This is a genomic window from Acinetobacter johnsonii CIP 64.6, assembly GCF_000368045.1.
Taxonomy (GTDB): Bacteria; Pseudomonadota; Gammaproteobacteria; order Pseudomonadales; family Moraxellaceae; genus Acinetobacter; species Acinetobacter johnsonii.
Genome location: NZ_KB849235.1, coordinates 400,869 through 416,261 on the forward strand (window position 1 = coordinate 400,869; position 15,393 = coordinate 416,261).

Below are 15,393 nucleotides of genomic sequence, written 5' to 3' on the forward strand. Positions count from 1 at the left end.
ATATTGAGATCTCATTCACATTTTATTCCAAATTATTTAGGAATAAAAAAAAGCCCACCATTTGGCGAGCTTTCCTTGATGCTTAAACCTATTCTTTTGAACACTTCACTTCAAACTGGTATTCGTCTTGGGTAACCTTAATTTTAATATTTTTATATTTTCGTTTGTTTGGATCCATTGCCGACCCTGCTACTTCCTCAAAAAAGCTACGATCATTCATTAGCTCGCCATACGCTTTATAACCCAACAAAATCTTTTCAGGTTTTTTGCCGTTAACTACTAATTCACTAAGAGTATCATCTAATTTCTTGACAGTTAGAATTGCCATTTCAGTTAAAGCTCAAAACAAAAATTCATTATTGCTTATTTTCATGAACAAACTATGTCAAAAAAAAGCCCATCAAATGATGAGCTTTTTACGGTAATTAAGTGAATTTCCATATGTACGTCCACTATACCTGAAATATGCCATACCCCGTGCGCACACTCAAGCGGTTTTTTCAAAAGTTTCAAATACAAAATGCGGGTGTCTGCTTTTGATATAAGCAAGGCCGCATTTTAGATCTTGGCGAATTTGGTTCACAGATGTGTCATTACTCCCAGCAATATCGCGTAATGAATTACCTATCACGTAGTGAGACCAAATTGATGAGATCCACTCCTGAAGGATTACATCTTCTACAAGTTGAATATCAAGAAATAGTCTTTGAATTGCACGTGCTTCGTTGCAGTCTAATTGGCAGCATGTTCCTTTTCGGCGTACGCATAGACGATCTCTAAGAGTCTCGTCTGACATGTACATTGCAAGCAGCCGCTCACGTTGCTGCTGCGTTATTCTTTTTGTTGGCATGGTTTTAACAACCATTACCATTGTTTCATTGTCGCCATTTATCCAAGCTCCAAGCTGACGACACCATTCTTCAAAACTGTATTTCGACCAATCTGTCGCTTGCATAATCGTTACTGCTGCCGTCATCCCAAATCCCCTACCATCTTCTCTATTTGCTCAATCGCTTTGCCGCTTTTCACTTGCTCAGTGCTAAACCGTATTACCTGATAACCCATCATTGTTGCTTCGTTGTATTTCTCTAAGTCTCCTAAATACCCCTTACCCCGTGTATGTCTGCCATTACTCCAGATCCCACCTTCTACCTCGACCAATATCTTTTTGCCCTTCAAATGGAAATCAGCTCTCCATTTACGTGTAGGGTGAAACTCAAACTCCTGTTCAAACTCAATTCTAAGCGCCTTGAGTTGTAGGCTTAGAGTTTGCTCACCCTCACTAACAACACGCTGCTTCTTGACCGATGCATGACGTTTAGCCCTGCGTTTTGGTTTGTAGATTTTTCGATATTCAGCGAGGGAGATGCTGGTCACTTGCACCTCGTTTAATCAAGGTAAAACACCCATAATTTCCAACAAATTTCTGCCCACTGTCATCAATTGCTGCGACTGCAAAATTCTTAATATGCGTCACAGTTAGTGTGCTTGTTGGTTGCTTCCATGCTTCAACGTCATGAATCACCTTGTCACCAATATGAAATGGATTACTCATGCTCAACCACCTCCACATCAGTACACAAACACATAAACGGCGTTCCATCATCCAAGCGCCCAAATACGCGACCATCTTCAACTCGGTCTAATACGCCGCAACCAGTGAAGCGTTTGCCTGAATAAATTGTTGCGGATTCACCAATAAAATCTACTTTTACACGGTCGCCTTTATTCATCCCTTCACCTCAAATAATTGTTTTGCCTTATCCGTTAAAAAGAATCGTGATTCATCTGTAAAACCTGCATCTTTTCGTTTGATATACCCAGCTTGCTCTAAACCCTTCAAGTAGCGCTGTGCTGTTCTTAAACTGAGATTGTTTAAGGCTGTTTTACGAAGCTCAGATACCGTTGCTATCGGGGTAGTTTCAATTGCCTTGAGCGCATGGATCACACGTTCAAATATTGCAATCTGATTTACTGGAGTACTTAGATGCTTCACGCTTCACCCCCAACACGTTCATCTGCCCAATTGCACTCAACCACATCCAATCCATCATGCTGAAAACGAGACCAGAGACGATCACCAAGGTCTTGTTCCAATTCATGTGCTGTCATGTTTGAAATCAGCATGGTTGGCTTACCAGCGTCATAACGTGAGTAAAGAACTTTGTGCACCAGCTGGAGACGGTTTTCATGGCGGTCATGCAATCCATATTCATCAAGAATCAATAGATCGTATTCAGTGAAGCGATGAACAGCGTTTACTTCACTATCATCAGCCTTGGTCCATGCATTCGCTATTTCATTGGCCATGTCTTCAGAGGTCACATAGCGGGCATACTTTTGGGTCTCAAGAATGTTTCGCGCCACGGCGCAAGCTAAGTGTGTTTTCCCAGTACCGGTGCGACCAATCATGATTAAGTTGCGCTTGATCCCCTTCGTGAAATCTTTCACAAATGTGACGCATTGAGTTTTTGCATTTTGCTGACCGCTATTCGCTACCAAGTATTCTCTGAACCCACTGTTCGCATGACGGGTTGGAAGTTTTGCGCCTTGAAAGTGTTTTTCACGAACCATCGCATTCACGGCGTTGTGATGTTCTGCTTGAGCTTTGTTAAGCGCTTCTGTTGAGCATTGCTTGCAGAACGATTTACCACGGAAAGAAACCATTTGTGCCTGGTGCAACTGGCAAAATTCTGTTGATTGCTGAATATCAAAACTAAGCGGTGCGATTGCGTTCATAGGAGCCCCCTTGTATCCACATCACCTGTTGCTGGTTCATAGTTCTGAACTTCACCCCAAGGATCGTTCACATTGCGGTTGTTTGGTTTTTCAGAAGATTGTTTGCGTGTTGGTTTTCTTCCTTCGCGTTCTGCCTTGGTCACTTGTTTCTCAAACTCCTGCACCAACCAAGCTGCGAACTTTCTCGTTTTTTGGTTTTCGGTGAGATGGATTTTGTTTTCCCAGTGCGCATTGAAACTACCCAAGTGAAACTGGAAATCAGGCATGGTTAAAATTTCATTTACGCGATGGCTGAATTTCGTTTGAAGCAAAATTGTGCTTAGGAAATTTTGATCAGGTTTCCATGAATCATCCTGAGCTGAATTTTCAGGCAATTCCTGTTGTGTGTTTATATCTGTAGTAATCTCTGTAGTAGTCTCTGTATTTGTCCCCTTTTTGAAATGGGGAGGGTCTGCCTTTTCAAATGGGGAGCCTCCCCCTTTTGAAAGTGGGAGGGTGGTCATTTCAAAAAGCACAGGTGTAATGAGCTCAATAAACAAAACATTGTTGTATTTCTGATTGTTAGCTTCAATTGTTCGGAAGTGACGTTTTAGCACCCCACATTTCTCGAGACGATCAAATGCCTCTTTGACTTGCTGTTTTGAGAAGCCATATTGATCAGAAAAACTCTGGTAAGAACGCTGCAAAAGATCAGATTTAAACTTCTTTTTAACGCGCACAACTTGGCCAGAATATTCATCACGCACCACTGTAGGTCGATGCCAATAAACGATTTCTGAAAGCACAACGATCGCGTTTAAATCAGGTTTTCCGCTCTCTAAAACAAATGTGCTAAACCAACTGGTCGGCAAGATATTACCCTCAAGGTGAACGCTACCAACCTGATCCACAACATCATGGCCGGTGCTGAATAAACTCATGCAGCATCCCCTTTTTCGATATTTTTAATAAAGCGGCCAAACATAAAAATATGACCTGCTCGATGTAGGCTTGAAATAATTTCACCTGCATACCAAACTGAAACATGATGTTCATTGATCAGCGTTTCCATAAACTCGTCACGGGTGACGGCAGCATTCTTTTCATCACCTTTGACCTTGCGAAGATTTGCCCTACGAATCTCCAGCAATCCATCTAATGTGCGGAGTGCTGGCTCGTACCACGATTGAAGCTGCATCATCTGTTTATGCTCAGGCTTCTTTTGAATGGCCATGTTAGTAATCATGGAACCTCCGCTAAGGCTTGTTCGGCTAGAGTGAGACGGCGTTTTAATTTCAGCTCCAAGGTTGATGCATGACGGATCTCTGTTGGATCTACAACAACAACGATCACACCATTCGTTGTAACGCCAATACCACCCAACGGGGTTATGTACTCAACGGAAAGTAAATCACCTGTATCAAAAGTACGATTCACAAGAGTCACTGGAGCGATTAGCACCACCGTATCCCCTTGTAAGAAATCGTTATTTTCATTGTCTTGAATTGCTTGTTGTGCTAAATTTGTTTTCATATTCATTGGTTCCGATAATTAATGAATCACGACCACTTTCTGTTTGCCTAGAAAGTGGTTTTTTAATATCCGAGTTTTTCTTTTTGCACACTGATTTCGTCATGAAACAAATCATCGACAGTATCAATGCGGCTCATCCAGCTTTTTGACATAACCAAAAGTGCTTCAACTCTAGATTTATCAATACTTTGATATTCCTTAGGTACAATCTTTAATCCTAAGCAGCTCAATAACTCGCAAAAGGTTTCAATTTCTGTCAAGTCATTGTTTTTTCTATCTGTTTTCATTCTAGATAAAGTGCTTGGGTCAACGCCAAGTTGCTCGGCTAATTCGCTTTGTCTGCAATTCGCAAGTGATTGCAAAATGCGCGATATTCCATTTCTGGCGCTTGCAGATAATTCAGGGGATACTTTGCTCATAAGCAGCTCCTAGGCAGTTAATGTTTGAAATTCTTTTAGTGATGGACATAAATCCACCGCTTTGAATTTACCGTTAGTTGCTTTTTCTGCACGTATTGCTACGCGCTCAGACATATTCCATCGGCCAGCTACATATCCGCTGATATTTGCCTGACTAACGTTGAGAGCGTTTGCTGTTGAGACTTGCCCACCAAAATGCTCTACAAGATTTTGGTAAATGGTTTTCATAGCCATCTCAAAATATTAGTAATAAATCAATAATATTAGCAATCTAATACACAGTCAATAAGTATTCTAATTTGATTTAATATTAGTTGCCTAATATGCTTAAGAATGCATAAGAAGGTGATACAAATGCTTAAGGACAGATTGAAGAAGGCTCGTAAAATGGCCGGTAAATCCCAAAAAGATGTGGTTGAAGCTATTGGAATAACCCAATCCGCTTTAAGTCAATTAGAAACGGGGTTGGTAAACTCATCCTCTCATTTACCATCTATAGCTAACTTTCTTGGTGTAAATGCATATTGGTTGCAAACTGGTAATGGGGAGATGCAAGATCAAACCACGCCAGAATCAAGCTTTGGCAACGTTCGCCCAGATACGTCACCTCTACGCAAAATTCCCGTATTGGATTACGTTCAAGCAGGACTGTTTCATGATGTTGGATATGATGGCCTTAATCCCAAAAGTGAGACTTACACTACTTATCAGAGTGCAAAACCTGAGTGTGTATTCTCGCTGGAAGTTTCAGGTGCAAGCATGACGCCAGACTTTAATCCTGGCGACAAATTAGTGGTTGATGCCTCAAAACCACCCTATCCTGGTTGTTATGTAATTGCTCAGAATGGTAGTCATGAAGCCACATTTAAAAAATACCGTGCAATCGGTTATGACGAACATGGGCGGGAGACTTTTGAGTTAGTTCCATTAAACCCTGACTTTCCAACCATGAACTCAACTCAGCAAGAGATTCGCATCATTGGAGTAGTAGTTGAACACCTAAGAAGCTTTAATAAATAAGAATAAACCTAAGCACATCAAAGCTTGGGTTTTAAGCTATTTAAAGCACACAAATATAAGGAAACAAAATACCAAACATGCAAAGAATTGAAGTAAATTCGCGCAATATCAGCTACGTGCTTTATCAGCACTTCTTGTTGACCGTGGTTCTTAGGACTGGTGAGAGATTTATTTATAGACTTCTTGAAGCCAGTACCTTTAACGATTTTATTGAAGCAATTGATAAAGATAAATTCTATAAAAGCCAAATTGATATGAATAAAAAATTTAAACGAATTCAACTTTTTGTGTAATAAAAGCCCTTAAAGAAGGAAAGCATAATGATCGGAACACTTAATAAATCTAAAACTGCGCTAACAATTAATCGTCAAGAATTCAAATTGGCATTAGAAAAAATTGGTGCAGGAATTGATAAACAAATAGCAGCTCTCAAAAAAGCCAAACAAAGCTACGACGCTGCGGAAATAGCACGAGAGGTTATTGGTGAAGTAAACATCTTTGAAGCGATTATTGAGGGCTTTAACGAAGCAGAAAGCACCAATCTAAAACTAGCAGATATAACCAATCTTGATACAGCACAAGGTTGGGTGGATGACTTTTTAGAAAAGTATTCGGATATATAAATAGCCCTGATCAATTTTGCTGGCTGGATTAAATAAAAAGCCGCTATATGCGGCTTGGGTTGGGCTGTTGGTTTGTATAGGGATGTTTTATAATTAACTAAATTCTTATTATTAATATTTTTCAGGGGCTTAAAATGACTAAATATAAATTGCAGTATTCACATAATATTATTGAACATCTAGGTTTAAAGCTTTATCAAAATAAGCCTACAAATGTAATCGCAGAATTAGTATCTAATTCATGGGATGCTTTAGCTAATACAGTAAATATAGACCTCATTTCCAAACAAGGTACTCCTATTGGTATTCTTGTTTCAGATGATGGTTTGGGAATGACTAGCGAGGAAATTATTAATAATTGGCTAGTTATTGCAAAGACAAAGCAAGGCTCAAGAGAAAAAATTGATAAAAGTTCACGTAAGCCAATGGGGCGAAAAGGAATTGGGAAGTTGGCACCTTTTGGTGTTGCTAAGCAAGTAGAACTAATTACTTTAAAAAATGGAAAATTAAATTGGTTAAGCTTAAATTATAAACATTTAACGGCTCAGACTAATCAAGATAAACCTTTTGAGATATACGAACCCACTGTTTATTTTGATGATTGCACTAATTTTGCAATTGAAAATTCTGAAATTGCATTACAAAAAGTGACTGAACATGATGAGTTCAGAAGTAAAATCAAAACACGCATTGCTGATCTTTTAGAAGCCACTAAGGGTACTATTATAATAGGTCATGATTTAAGCCTAACAAGAGTATTGACTACTGAAACTCTCAAAAAATCCCTTGGCAGAAGATTTACTATCACTCTAAATGATCCTGAATTCCAGGTTTTTATTAATGATGACTTACTTGAAGAGCAGGATTGTTTTCCTGAATGGGGTCTTCGTATTCCTCCAGTTGGAAAAATTACAGAAAAGATTCCTTTTAAATATACAAACGCCAAGAATGAAGAAGTTACTGAATTAAAAGAAATTAAGTATTGGGTTGGTTTTGTAGATTCTGCTACATGGTCACAAGAAGAGGCAGGAATAGGGATTTTTGCTCATGGGAAATTAGCTCAAGATAGACCCTTTTTTTTCAAGCTAAAAGGATCTGAGATTTTCACACGTTATATGTATGGTGTCATTGAGGCTGATTGGATCGATGAATTTAAAGATGACATTATATCAACTGATCGTACAACGCTAAATTGGGAATACCCTGGCTTTGAATCATTTCTTAATTGGGGTGCGACAGAAACTAGAAAGTTTATAAATCAGTTCCTGGTTTACAGAAAATCAAATGCGCTACAAGAAATTGAGAAACTCGTTGAAGTAACATTAAGAGATAAGACTGATTACCACCTAACACCTAACGAACAAACTCACTTAACATCCTTACTTGCAGATGTGACACCTAATGTTGATTTAACGGAAGAAGATAAAATTAATTTTATTGAAGTTGCTGCAAAAGCTTGGGTTCATGAGCCAGCAAGAAGACTTATAAAAAACCTATGGAATGAGACTTCACAATTTGACCCAAATCAGTTCCCTTTAATTGTAGATAAACTTGTTCAGGAATTAGTCCCTGAGGGGTTGTCATTAGGTGTTATGTTCTCTTTAAGAATTTACGCTTTAACACAATTAGAACATAGAATAATGGTAGGAAATGAGACACAACTACAGCATTTAATTGAAGAATTTCCTTGGATATTACATACAAATTATGAAAAATTTTCTGCTAGATCCTCGTTGAAAAAAATTGTTAATGAAGCAAAAGAAACTGGAAGATGGCAATTCAGAGATGCTGCTGTTGCTACACCTAACGATTACAAACAACCAGATGTAGTTTTTTTAGGAGATGCAGAAGATAAAAATATTATTGTCGTTGAATTGAAAGGTCCTGATGCAACTGTAGCATGGTTGGAATTCAATCAATTACAATCATATATGCAATACTTCCAATCCAGATTTCCTAATGCAAATGTTACTGGTTACTTAATCGCTAGAGGAATTGAAGAAAGTGTTTTGAAACAGGCTCCTACTACCGTCCAGTTTAAATCGTGGTCTGATATTCTTATTGAGTCTCGAAAAGAGCATATGCAAATCTTGGCAACTATCATGGCTGGAAACGATATCAACCCATCCGATGCTAGAGTTCAGCAAATTTGTGAATTAGGTGGTGAACCAGTTCAGCAATTTTTATTACAAATGGCTAAAAATAATGATGATTTAGCAAGGATCATCAGTAAATTAGAACCTAAATTAAAGTCTGAAAAGCTCCTTGGCTAATTGATAGCTTACTAATGGTGGTAGAGCCTCTCCCACCATTTCTCTAACCAAATGCATTGATTTATAAAATATTTGCTCTGGCCATTTAAAAGTGTCGGGAATGCTTTGAATTAACATACATTCTCTAACACTAAGTACACGATTTTGGCTTGGGTGTAATTTATTATCACTACTAAATGCGTTAGTATTAGTTGTGATTGCAGACGACAGTCCATCAGGATGAATTCGCTTGTAACTCGTTCTAAAGCCTTTAATACTCCGAGTTGTGCCATTGTTTTCTATAATATGCGGTCTAACTTTAATATCTTTACCACATGATGAACATTTTATCTCAAACATTGGCGTGGCTGCACTACCACAATGCTCACAAGAATTCATCCATGCAGATTTACCGCTATTTACAGGTATATTTGCTATCCACGAATAATGTTTATCACTTAAAACTGGTACGTGATGAAAGATATCATTTTTATAACTATTGCTATCTTTTGATCTGCTATCCAATTCAGGTAAATGTCCAATAGCATCAACAATATTTTTGGGTGCATCTAAAGGCTTAATGTATTTTAATTTATTTACATCTTTAGAATGAATATTATTTTCCTTGGCTATATCTTTACGTATATAAATGCTAAAGCTTCTTTTTCTTGATTGAGGAACACCAAAATCCGACACACATTTAACAAATGTTTGTCCAATATAATTACTCAAAATAACATCAATAAATTCTTCAACATGCCCTTCTGCACCTTGTTCATTACGTAGCAAACGTCTACCAAAATTAGGAACATTTTCAATCACGATAAATTTTGGCTTTAATTTACAACATACCTCTAATGCATCGAAAAACAGAAAATTTCTTGGATCTGAATTGGCACTAATAGTATCTTTAAGTTTTCCCCTTCTAGAATTTGCTGTACTAAAACTTTGACATGGAGGTGTGGCAAAAACCAGATCTAGAGTTTCACCTTGTTTGAGTACATATTCAATTAATCTATTCTTGTCTTCTCTAATGTCGCTAAACACTTTGCCTGATATATTTGCTTCGTGAACTAATCTTCTATTCGCATCTAACTCACATGCTGCTATGCATTTACCACCTAGCAACTTTAGTCCAAAATCAGAAATTCCCGCACTTGAGAATAGGCTTACATAATTGAACTTATATTCTGGTTGAATAAACCCGCTCATAAATTCTGAGTAACTAGTAGTATCGAATTCCTGTAAGTTATTAAGGTTTAAAGCTAGATTGTTCAATTTAATTTTCCCAGTGTTGCCATACCATCGGCATGGTTATGATACTTAATTTATTCATCAAGAACATGCTTTAAAGTTAATTTAATTAAACCATGACTCCACCCACCCCAGCGGTGGGTTTTCTTTTGTCTATTAAAACATAAAAAATTAGTGATAATAAAAATATATTAGAATACTTATTGACTACTAATATTAGTTTGCTTATATTTATCTCACAGACAACAAAAAGCCCTGAGACTTTCGACGGGATCAGGGCTTTTGCAAATTGCGAGATCAATTATGAACAAAACCTTAACCCCTTTCAATACCATCAAGATATCTCTTGGTGTAGCTGCTGTAACAATAGGTGTGCTTAGCTGCGGGTTTAAAACTGCACCACAGGCTGCTCAACCTATCGTTGCCAACGTAGCACCTTCTGAATATCAACTCCTTGCATTACGCATGACTGGTGATAACCACGGCGAAGCGATTATTCGTTTAGATGGTTTCCGCGTTACTGCACGTTTTGAAGTTGAGGCATTTCCTGACAGCTACGGCGTACCAGGTGGTGAATTCACCGCTGTAGACGTAACCAGCCTTGATGAAGTGACCGTTTCAGATGCCCTAGGCAATCCATACAGCGATTTCACAAACCACATCGACCATCAGAACTTCAATGCTCTTATTAAGGGTTATATCGAAAAACATCGTTTAGTGGAGGCAGGTTAATGACTACTTCTACTCAAAAGTTTTCTGAGTTCATCAGCCAAGATGACGAAGGCAACATTCGTATGCGTCTAGGCCATTCAACCTACTTTGAAAAAGGTCGCCATATCTATGTGGTCAATAAGGATGGTAGCGAACAGCTAATCACGCTTGAGGTTCATGCAGCTAAACCTTGGATCCGTGAAAACTTTGAACGTGAACGAGCTTTCCAGCAAAGAAAAACTATGGCTATTCGTCTTCAGAAGTCACTTACACGTTCTTATCCAAAATCATTTAAACGAGCTAAAGGCTCACTGTTCTGGGCATAAGGGGAAATACTCATGGCTATACCTATTATTCCAGCAGACCAAGCATTAAACGTAAGCGCGATTATTACTTACATCTATGCAGATCCGGGGCTTGGTAAAACGTCTCTAGGATTTACCGCAGATAAAGCTATTTCATTTGACTTTGACCGTGGTGCACACCGTACTGGTGAACTTCGTCGCGGAGCTGTTGTTCCAGTTCAGCAGTGGTCGGATATTGAAAACATTACAGAACAGGACTTAGCACCTTTCAATACGGTTGTTATTGATACCGTAGGCGCAATGCTTGAATCCATCAAGACACATTTGCTCAAAACAGCGAATAACCGTCAACAAGATGGTGCACTCAAATTAAAAGCCCAAGGCTTAGCAAACATGAAGTTTAAGCAGTACATCAATACGCTTTTAAGTTTTGGTAAGGATGTCGTCTTTATTGCCCATGCCTCAGAAGACCAAAGCGGTGATCAGATCATCTACCGTCCTGAGCTTGGTGGTAAGAACCGAAATGAACTTTACCGTATTGCAGACATCATGGGTTATTTGACCACTGTAACTACTGGTGAAGGTAAAAATGCGAGAGTCATTAACTTCAAGCCATCCCCAACACACCATGCGAAAAATTCTGGTGCTTTAGGTGGCGAGACAGGTGAGGTTTGGGTACCTGATCTTAAGTTACACCCTACTTTTCTTGCAGACTTAATTGCAGATGCGAAGGCTCATATCAACACGCTTACACCTGATCAGCTGGCATTAGCTAAAGCTGTTGAAGACTTAGAGAACTGGAAGCAAAGCTGTGCAGAAGCCCAACATGCTGGTGATTTTAACCAAATGACTGAGGCATTGGATAAAGAACACCTTTACTACCAAAACATGCGCCAAGCCTTGCTAGCTCGGGCAAAAGAATTGAACTGCACTTTTAATACGAACCTTCAAAAGTGGATCAATCCGCCTGAATTTAATGGGATCTCAGAGGCTCAACGTGATGAGTTGCAAGACCTCCTAGCACAAGCCGGCATTGATGTTATGACCTATTGTGAAGATCAAGGGATCGATAGCCTATTAGGCATCGAAGCCCAGCATTTTGAAAATGTAAAAGCTCACATCATCAATACCACCCAAGGACAAGGGAGAGCTATTGCATGAGCTACACCTACTCTTCTATTACCCGTGTGCTGTTAATTCAGCACAACGGGCGGGTAAGAACTTACAGAGACATCAATCTCTTTGGGATTGAGGACTGTATCCAAAACTTTGTTAATACGTGGGGGTATCGATGATCTTCAGAATTAAAAACAAGCATGTCCTTGCCTTCATGATTTGGCTTGAATTATTGGGCTACGTAAAGAAAGTGCTGGCTGATGGTAGTTGCACGTTCTCAGGCAAAGGCACAAAGAAATCGCTGAGCTATGTGTTTGTAAAGAATGATTTAACGGGTAATGCAGCTTGCCAGTCACTGTATGAAGAATACGTGAATCACCAAGATTCTAACTATATTGAAATGAAGGTGGCGTAATGTTTGAAACAAAAATTAAGCCCGATTATTCGGAAGCGATTGCTAAATTTGTGGAAGTGCATCGTCAGATTAACTTGGCGAAGGTGAAAGTACTTTTGAAGGCAAATGCGACTTGCATGGACTTACTGAGTTCAAAGCCTGTCAATCTAGCAAACATCACTGTGTTAAATGCTGTCAACGTACTAGCCAATTAAGAAAGGAGGCTTAAAAATGTCTGCACATTTACCAGGACAATCCGTTTCTATTCACGATGATGAATGGGGAACATTTTGCTACACACACCACGATATTAAGGCTACTCACCGTATTTGTTCAGAAGCCGATAGCTTTGGTGCCGAATATTACAACATGTGTGATCAATGCTGGAATGAGCATCAAGCAGCGATTCAAGCCAAAAAAGAAGATCCTGTGCAATGGGAATGCTGTAGGAAATGCGGAAATCTTGTTCCTTATTTGAGTTCATATCGTGATCCCGATGAAGGCATGTGTGGGCCAGTTTATGAAGCTTGCCCTGATTGTGTTTCAAAGTTTTATCAGAGCTATGAAGACGAATGTGAATGGCTTGATGACGAATATTATTAAAGGTTGAGGTGGCGTGATGGAAGTGCATGAAAAGCGAAAACTTTTAGAAGCGATTGATATTTTGATAAAGCGCCCTGCTCAAGCTGATGAAACAACATTAGGTAATGCAATTGGTTATTTCACTAAATTGGTTGAATCAACAACAGGCGGTCAATTGACGATTGTGCCAGTGGTTAAATAAATATTTCGAGCAATTATTTGCGCAATTTAAACAATAAATCAGGATTTCGCGCAGATGTTTGCTCAGGAGAGTGTGATGGAAATTCAAAACGAAAAAGAGGCGTTTGAAAGATTTAAAGCTAAACAAATAGGCATAGATTATGAAACATTAAAAAAAGACTTAGATGATTGCGAGAAAAGATTCCCAAATAATCGGTATGCAGGCTGGAATTTTAAAAGTGATTGGGAGTTGTGGCAAGCAGCTACAGCCCAATCCGTGCCTGATGTACAGCAAGCGCTAAATGATCGGTTATTGGTTCGATCAATTAAGGAACAGGTTGAAAGTCCCATTGCTGAGATAAGTGTGAATGATCTTTTTGATAAGGGTTGGTTTGCTGCAATGAAATGTATTCAAAGCAACATTGATATGCTTGAAGTAAGGGAGCCAACCAATGACTAACCTCCAACACATCGCCCAAGACCTTGCTGAAGAATTCGCACCACTTGTTATAGGTCAATCAGGCACAACCAAAACATTCACGGCGGAGCAAGCCTCTGCCCTTTATCACATCCTTGTAAGTTTTGGATATAAGGATGAATGCAAGGGATTGGATACCAAATTACCGTTTGAGTTAATTGATATTAAGAAGGAGGTATTATGAATAAGTTTGAAGGAATGACTATTAAAGAGGCGCTTTGTTCACGCCCAGTACTAAAAACCCCCGACTTAGAGGAAATTTTTGGTAGGTCGTCACGAACTCTAAACCGTTGGCAGAATGGTGAGCTTTATGAAAACCCAATGCCTAAGCCGTTTTCTGAATGCAGAGGCGCAGGAAATAACTATGATTCAGGCAAACTACTGGGTTGGTATGAATCGTGGCCACTACAAAAAAAAGCGCTAGTTATCTAGCGCTTCATTCTTCCAAATCGATTCCAGCCTATCCACCCACTTCTCGTAGGCTTCTTTCTGCTCTGATAAATAATCATGCTTATCGTATGTACCCCATATCTTTGGAAGTGCATGCCCCAACATGATCTCACATACGTGAGGCTGTGCAATCGTTGACATATTGGTACGCATAGTTCTACGAAGATCGTGTACAGACCAATGCTCCAGATCAACACCTTTATGCCTCTTAAGCCATTGGAAAATATTGTTTGGCATTGTGAGATGGGATGTCTCACCTAGCGGCCTTGTAGTCCCATCAATTGTGAACAAGTACTCAGAACCTTGGCTGAATTCCATTGCTTCAAGCAAGTAAGGTTTAATGTTTTCAGTAATTGGCCTTAAAATCGGCTTTTTACTTTTCTTCCCTGTTTTATGATTTTCAGGAGGAACAGTCCATATCATCTCTTTTAAATCAAAATGAGATTTTTTAGCAAGCTTAAGCTCACCCACGCGGCAGCCGTAGATAATCAAGAGTGTTAGAAACAACTTATTTTTATAAGTCATCTTGGTTCGCTTTAGGGCATACCAAGTTAAATAGATTTCCTTGTCGCTCAGCGCTCTTTCTTTTACGCCTTTTTCAATACGCAGGTCATGTTTGGCTGAAACATTCATTAGGTGATTGACTGAGATTAAACCGCGCTTCTGTCCCCACTTGAGGCACTGGTTTGCGTTAATCAAAAGACGGGCAGAAATGGAAGGTGATTTCTTTGCTACATCCTCCAGTAATGACAGCCACTGATATGCGCTTACATCATCACTATTCTGTTTGCCAATATTTGGAAGCACATATATCTCAAAAGAGCGCTTTATCTCATTATGACTAGATTTATTGGGTACACAGAATTTCTCATACCATTCATAAAACAAAGTTTCTAGTGTGTATGCATCTCTAATACTCACCTTCTCTTTCAATCTTACCTGTTTTGGATCAAGTCCTTTTTCAAGTTCTGCTCTAAGCCGATCTGATTCTACGCGTGCATTTTTTAATGATAAGTTCGGATATGAACCAAGATCCATTCGATGCTGCTTGCCGTTATACCTGTAGCGTAGTTGAAAGACGATTTTACCTTTTGGAGTAATACGAACGCTCATAGCATCGCGATCGGCGAACTCTTCTATTTTTTCTCTGTCTTTACCAAGTTGAGCTTTTAGCCAAGCTTCTGAAATCGCCATATATCACCATGTACACACTAGACCCATCAAACTTGTGCCATATTGCTAAATATGTACACGGTTGTGTACATATTTAGGTTGGCTCATAGTTTCCATTAGTGTTTCATTGTGTCTTATAGTGACGCATAAAAAAAGCCTAATTAAAGGCTTTTATTGAGTTTCAT

The 15,393-nt window shown here is 39.1% G+C and carries 28 protein-coding genes; 14 read left to right on the forward strand and 14 right to left on the reverse strand.

Annotated features, from left to right (window positions below; translation table 11 throughout):
• Positions 1-88: 88 nt before the first annotated feature.
• The 12 genes from F986_RS07710 to F986_RS07765 form a co-directional block, all read right to left on the reverse strand.
• The gene (locus F986_RS07710; protein ID WP_004693409.1) at positions 89-328 is read right to left on the reverse strand and encodes a hypothetical protein; all 240 of its coding nucleotides are present in this window, start codon (positions 326-328) and stop codon (positions 89-91) included.
• 159 nt (positions 329-487) lie between these two features.
• Positions 488-976, reverse strand: coding sequence for a hypothetical protein (locus F986_RS07715; RefSeq protein WP_004693748.1), 489 nt, complete (start codon positions 974-976; stop codon positions 488-490).
• Positions 973-1,377: a DUF559 domain-containing protein gene (locus F986_RS07720; protein ID WP_004693750.1), complete on the reverse strand. Its 405-nt coding sequence runs from the start codon at positions 1,375-1,377 to the stop codon at positions 973-975. The genes F986_RS07715 and F986_RS07720 overlap by 4 nt, the downstream gene beginning before the upstream one ends.
• On the reverse strand, positions 1,355-1,555 hold the full coding sequence (locus F986_RS07725; RefSeq protein ID WP_004693752.1) for a hypothetical protein: 201 nt from the start codon (positions 1,553-1,555) through the stop codon (positions 1,355-1,357). Before F986_RS07725 ends, F986_RS07720 begins: the two co-directional genes overlap by 23 nt.
• Positions 1,548-1,733, reverse strand: a complete 186-nt coding sequence (locus F986_RS07730) for a hypothetical protein (RefSeq protein ID WP_004693755.1) — start codon at positions 1,731-1,733, stop codon at positions 1,548-1,550. The genes F986_RS07725 and F986_RS07730 overlap by 8 nt, the downstream gene beginning before the upstream one ends.
• The gene (locus tag F986_RS07735; RefSeq protein ID WP_004693757.1) at positions 1,730-1,996 is read right to left on the reverse strand and encodes a helix-turn-helix domain-containing protein; all 267 of its coding nucleotides are present in this window, start codon (positions 1,994-1,996) and stop codon (positions 1,730-1,732) included. The genes F986_RS07730 and F986_RS07735 overlap by 4 nt, the downstream gene beginning before the upstream one ends.
• Positions 1,993-2,739: an ATP-binding protein gene (locus F986_RS07740; protein ID WP_004693759.1), complete on the reverse strand. Its 747-nt coding sequence runs from the start codon at positions 2,737-2,739 to the stop codon at positions 1,993-1,995. The genes F986_RS07735 and F986_RS07740 overlap by 4 nt, the downstream gene beginning before the upstream one ends.
• Positions 2,736-3,659: a hypothetical protein gene (locus F986_RS07745; RefSeq protein WP_004693761.1), complete on the reverse strand. Its 924-nt coding sequence runs from the start codon at positions 3,657-3,659 to the stop codon at positions 2,736-2,738. The genes F986_RS07740 and F986_RS07745 overlap by 4 nt, the downstream gene beginning before the upstream one ends.
• Positions 3,656-3,964 (reverse strand): hypothetical protein, encoded by a 309-nt coding sequence (locus F986_RS07750; protein WP_004693764.1) that lies wholly within the window; start codon positions 3,962-3,964, stop codon positions 3,656-3,658. Before F986_RS07750 ends, F986_RS07745 begins: the two co-directional genes overlap by 4 nt.
• Complete coding sequence (locus F986_RS07755) at positions 3,961-4,251, reverse strand: hypothetical protein (protein WP_004693766.1); 291 nt, start codon at positions 4,249-4,251, stop codon at positions 3,961-3,963. Before F986_RS07755 ends, F986_RS07750 begins: the two co-directional genes overlap by 4 nt.
• A 62-nt stretch (positions 4,252-4,313) precedes the next feature.
• Positions 4,314-4,670, reverse strand: coding sequence for a helix-turn-helix domain-containing protein (locus F986_RS07760; protein WP_004693768.1), 357 nt, complete (start codon positions 4,668-4,670; stop codon positions 4,314-4,316).
• A gap of 9 nt (positions 4,671-4,679) precedes the next feature.
• The gene (locus F986_RS07765; protein WP_004693771.1) at positions 4,680-4,898 is read right to left on the reverse strand and encodes a YdaS family helix-turn-helix protein; all 219 of its coding nucleotides are present in this window, start codon (positions 4,896-4,898) and stop codon (positions 4,680-4,682) included.
• A 126-nt stretch (positions 4,899-5,024) separates the two neighbouring features.
• On the opposite strand from F986_RS07765, the gene F986_RS07770 reads away from it, so the two are divergent.
• The 4 genes from F986_RS07770 (at position 5,025) to F986_RS07785 (ending at position 8,586) form a co-directional block, all read left to right on the forward strand.
• Complete coding sequence (locus F986_RS07770) at positions 5,025-5,690, forward strand: LexA family protein (protein WP_004693773.1); 666 nt, start codon at positions 5,025-5,027, stop codon at positions 5,688-5,690.
• 77 nt (positions 5,691-5,767) lie between these two features.
• Positions 5,768-5,983, forward strand: a complete 216-nt coding sequence (locus tag F986_RS18565; RefSeq protein WP_004693775.1) for a hypothetical protein — start codon at positions 5,768-5,770, stop codon at positions 5,981-5,983.
• Positions 5,984-6,010: 27 nt separating this feature from the next.
• Positions 6,011-6,313, forward strand: a complete 303-nt coding sequence (locus F986_RS07780) for a hypothetical protein (protein WP_004693777.1) — start codon at positions 6,011-6,013, stop codon at positions 6,311-6,313.
• A gap of 134 nt (positions 6,314-6,447) precedes the next feature.
• A complete protein-coding gene (locus F986_RS07785; protein WP_004693779.1) occupies positions 6,448-8,586 on the forward strand; it encodes an ATP-binding protein in 2,139 nt (712 codons plus the stop codon).
• On the opposite strand, the gene F986_RS07790 is transcribed toward F986_RS07785, so the two are convergent.
• The gene (locus F986_RS07790; RefSeq protein WP_004693781.1) at positions 8,560-9,843 is read right to left on the reverse strand and encodes a DNA cytosine methyltransferase; all 1,284 of its coding nucleotides are present in this window, start codon (positions 9,841-9,843) and stop codon (positions 8,560-8,562) included. The genes F986_RS07785 and F986_RS07790 overlap by 27 nt on opposite strands.
• A 279-nt stretch (positions 9,844-10,122) precedes the next feature.
• On the opposite strand from F986_RS07790, the gene F986_RS07795 reads away from it, so the two are divergent.
• From F986_RS07795 to F986_RS07835, 10 genes are all read left to right on the forward strand, one after another.
• Complete coding sequence (locus F986_RS07795; protein WP_004693783.1) at positions 10,123-10,551, forward strand: hypothetical protein; 429 nt, start codon at positions 10,123-10,125, stop codon at positions 10,549-10,551.
• Entirely contained in the window at positions 10,551-10,856 is a 306-nt protein-coding gene (locus tag F986_RS07800; protein WP_004693785.1) for a hypothetical protein, read from the forward strand. The genes F986_RS07795 and F986_RS07800 overlap by 1 nt, the downstream gene beginning before the upstream one ends.
• A 12-nt stretch (positions 10,857-10,868) precedes the next feature.
• Positions 10,869-11,996 (forward strand): ATP-binding protein, encoded by a 1,128-nt coding sequence (locus F986_RS07805; RefSeq protein WP_004693787.1) that lies wholly within the window; start codon positions 10,869-10,871, stop codon positions 11,994-11,996.
• 130 nt (positions 11,997-12,126) lie between these two features.
• The gene (locus tag F986_RS07810; RefSeq protein WP_004693788.1) at positions 12,127-12,366 is read left to right on the forward strand and encodes a hypothetical protein; all 240 of its coding nucleotides are present in this window, start codon (positions 12,127-12,129) and stop codon (positions 12,364-12,366) included.
• On the forward strand, positions 12,366-12,560 hold the full coding sequence (locus F986_RS07815; protein WP_004693790.1) for a hypothetical protein: 195 nt from the start codon (positions 12,366-12,368) through the stop codon (positions 12,558-12,560). Before F986_RS07810 ends, F986_RS07815 begins: the two co-directional genes overlap by 1 nt.
• Before the next feature lie 16 nt (positions 12,561-12,576).
• Positions 12,577-12,948 (forward strand): hypothetical protein, encoded by a 372-nt coding sequence (locus F986_RS07820; RefSeq protein ID WP_004693791.1) that lies wholly within the window; start codon positions 12,577-12,579, stop codon positions 12,946-12,948.
• A gap of 16 nt (positions 12,949-12,964) precedes the next feature.
• Positions 12,965-13,129, forward strand: a complete 165-nt coding sequence (locus F986_RS18390) for a hypothetical protein (protein WP_004693792.1) — start codon at positions 12,965-12,967, stop codon at positions 13,127-13,129.
• A 75-nt stretch (positions 13,130-13,204) separates the two neighbouring features.
• A complete protein-coding gene (locus F986_RS07825) occupies positions 13,205-13,567 on the forward strand; it encodes a hypothetical protein (RefSeq protein ID WP_227555138.1) in 363 nt (120 codons plus the stop codon).
• On the forward strand, positions 13,560-13,769 hold the full coding sequence (locus F986_RS07830; protein WP_004693794.1) for a hypothetical protein: 210 nt from the start codon (positions 13,560-13,562) through the stop codon (positions 13,767-13,769). The genes F986_RS07825 and F986_RS07830 overlap by 8 nt, the downstream gene beginning before the upstream one ends.
• Positions 13,766-14,017 (forward strand): hypothetical protein, encoded by a 252-nt coding sequence (locus tag F986_RS07835; RefSeq protein WP_004693796.1) that lies wholly within the window; start codon positions 13,766-13,768, stop codon positions 14,015-14,017. The genes F986_RS07830 and F986_RS07835 overlap by 4 nt, the downstream gene beginning before the upstream one ends.
• Here the strand turns inward: F986_RS07835 and F986_RS07840 are convergent.
• Positions 14,006-15,229 carry a tyrosine-type recombinase/integrase gene (locus F986_RS07840; RefSeq protein ID WP_004693798.1) on the reverse strand — a complete coding sequence of 408 codons (1,224 nt, stop codon included), beginning with the start codon at positions 15,227-15,229 and terminating at the stop codon, positions 14,006-14,008. The two genes, F986_RS07835 and F986_RS07840, sit on opposite strands and share 12 nt — an antisense overlap.
• Positions 15,230-15,393 lie beyond the last annotated feature (164 nt).

Coding starts and splice junctions, on each gene's coding strand:
- F986_RS07840 (WP_004693798.1), bottom strand. CDS start 15,229: ATGGCGATTTCAGAAGCTTGGCTAAAAGCTCAACTTGGTAAAGACAGA.
- F986_RS07815 (WP_004693790.1), top strand. CDS start 12,366: ATGTTTGAAACAAAAATTAAGCCCGATTATTCGGAAGCGATTGCTAAA.
- F986_RS07755 (WP_004693766.1), bottom strand. CDS start 4,251: ATGAAAACAAATTTAGCACAACAAGCAATTCAAGACAATGAAAATAAC.
- F986_RS07785 (WP_004693779.1), top strand. CDS start 6,448: ATGACTAAATATAAATTGCAGTATTCACATAATATTATTGAACATCTA.
- F986_RS07710 (WP_004693409.1), bottom strand. CDS start 328: ATGGCAATTCTAACTGTCAAGAAATTAGATGATACTCTTAGTGAATTA.
- F986_RS07715 (WP_004693748.1), bottom strand. CDS start 976: ATGACGGCAGCAGTAACGATTATGCAAGCGACAGATTGGTCGAAATAC.
- F986_RS07725 (WP_004693752.1), bottom strand. CDS start 1,555: ATGAGTAATCCATTTCATATTGGTGACAAGGTGATTCATGACGTTGAA.
- F986_RS07805 (WP_004693787.1), top strand. CDS start 10,869: ATGGCTATACCTATTATTCCAGCAGACCAAGCATTAAACGTAAGCGCG.
- F986_RS07780 (WP_004693777.1), top strand. CDS start 6,011: ATGATCGGAACACTTAATAAATCTAAAACTGCGCTAACAATTAATCGT.
- F986_RS07730 (WP_004693755.1), bottom strand. CDS start 1,733: ATGAATAAAGGCGACCGTGTAAAAGTAGATTTTATTGGTGAATCCGCA.
- F986_RS07810 (WP_004693788.1), top strand. CDS start 12,127: ATGATCTTCAGAATTAAAAACAAGCATGTCCTTGCCTTCATGATTTGG.
- F986_RS07765 (WP_004693771.1), bottom strand. CDS start 4,898: ATGAAAACCATTTACCAAAATCTTGTAGAGCATTTTGGTGGGCAAGTC.
- F986_RS07825 (WP_227555138.1), top strand. CDS start 13,205: ATGGAAATTCAAAACGAAAAAGAGGCGTTTGAAAGATTTAAAGCTAAA.
- F986_RS07770 (WP_004693773.1), top strand. CDS start 5,025: ATGCTTAAGGACAGATTGAAGAAGGCTCGTAAAATGGCCGGTAAATCC.
- F986_RS07800 (WP_004693785.1), top strand. CDS start 10,551: ATGACTACTTCTACTCAAAAGTTTTCTGAGTTCATCAGCCAAGATGAC.
- F986_RS07740 (WP_004693759.1), bottom strand. CDS start 2,739: ATGAACGCAATCGCACCGCTTAGTTTTGATATTCAGCAATCAACAGAA.
- F986_RS07745 (WP_004693761.1), bottom strand. CDS start 3,659: ATGAGTTTATTCAGCACCGGCCATGATGTTGTGGATCAGGTTGGTAGC.
- F986_RS07795 (WP_004693783.1), top strand. CDS start 10,123: ATGAACAAAACCTTAACCCCTTTCAATACCATCAAGATATCTCTTGGT.
- F986_RS07820 (WP_004693791.1), top strand. CDS start 12,577: ATGTCTGCACATTTACCAGGACAATCCGTTTCTATTCACGATGATGAA.
- F986_RS07830 (WP_004693794.1), top strand. CDS start 13,560: ATGACTAACCTCCAACACATCGCCCAAGACCTTGCTGAAGAATTCGCA.
- F986_RS18565 (WP_004693775.1), top strand. CDS start 5,768: ATGCAAAGAATTGAAGTAAATTCGCGCAATATCAGCTACGTGCTTTAT.
- F986_RS07760 (WP_004693768.1), bottom strand. CDS start 4,670: ATGAGCAAAGTATCCCCTGAATTATCTGCAAGCGCCAGAAATGGAATA.
- F986_RS18390 (WP_004693792.1), top strand. CDS start 12,965: ATGGAAGTGCATGAAAAGCGAAAACTTTTAGAAGCGATTGATATTTTG.
- F986_RS07835 (WP_004693796.1), top strand. CDS start 13,766: ATGAATAAGTTTGAAGGAATGACTATTAAAGAGGCGCTTTGTTCACGC.
- F986_RS07750 (WP_004693764.1), bottom strand. CDS start 3,964: ATGATTACTAACATGGCCATTCAAAAGAAGCCTGAGCATAAACAGATG.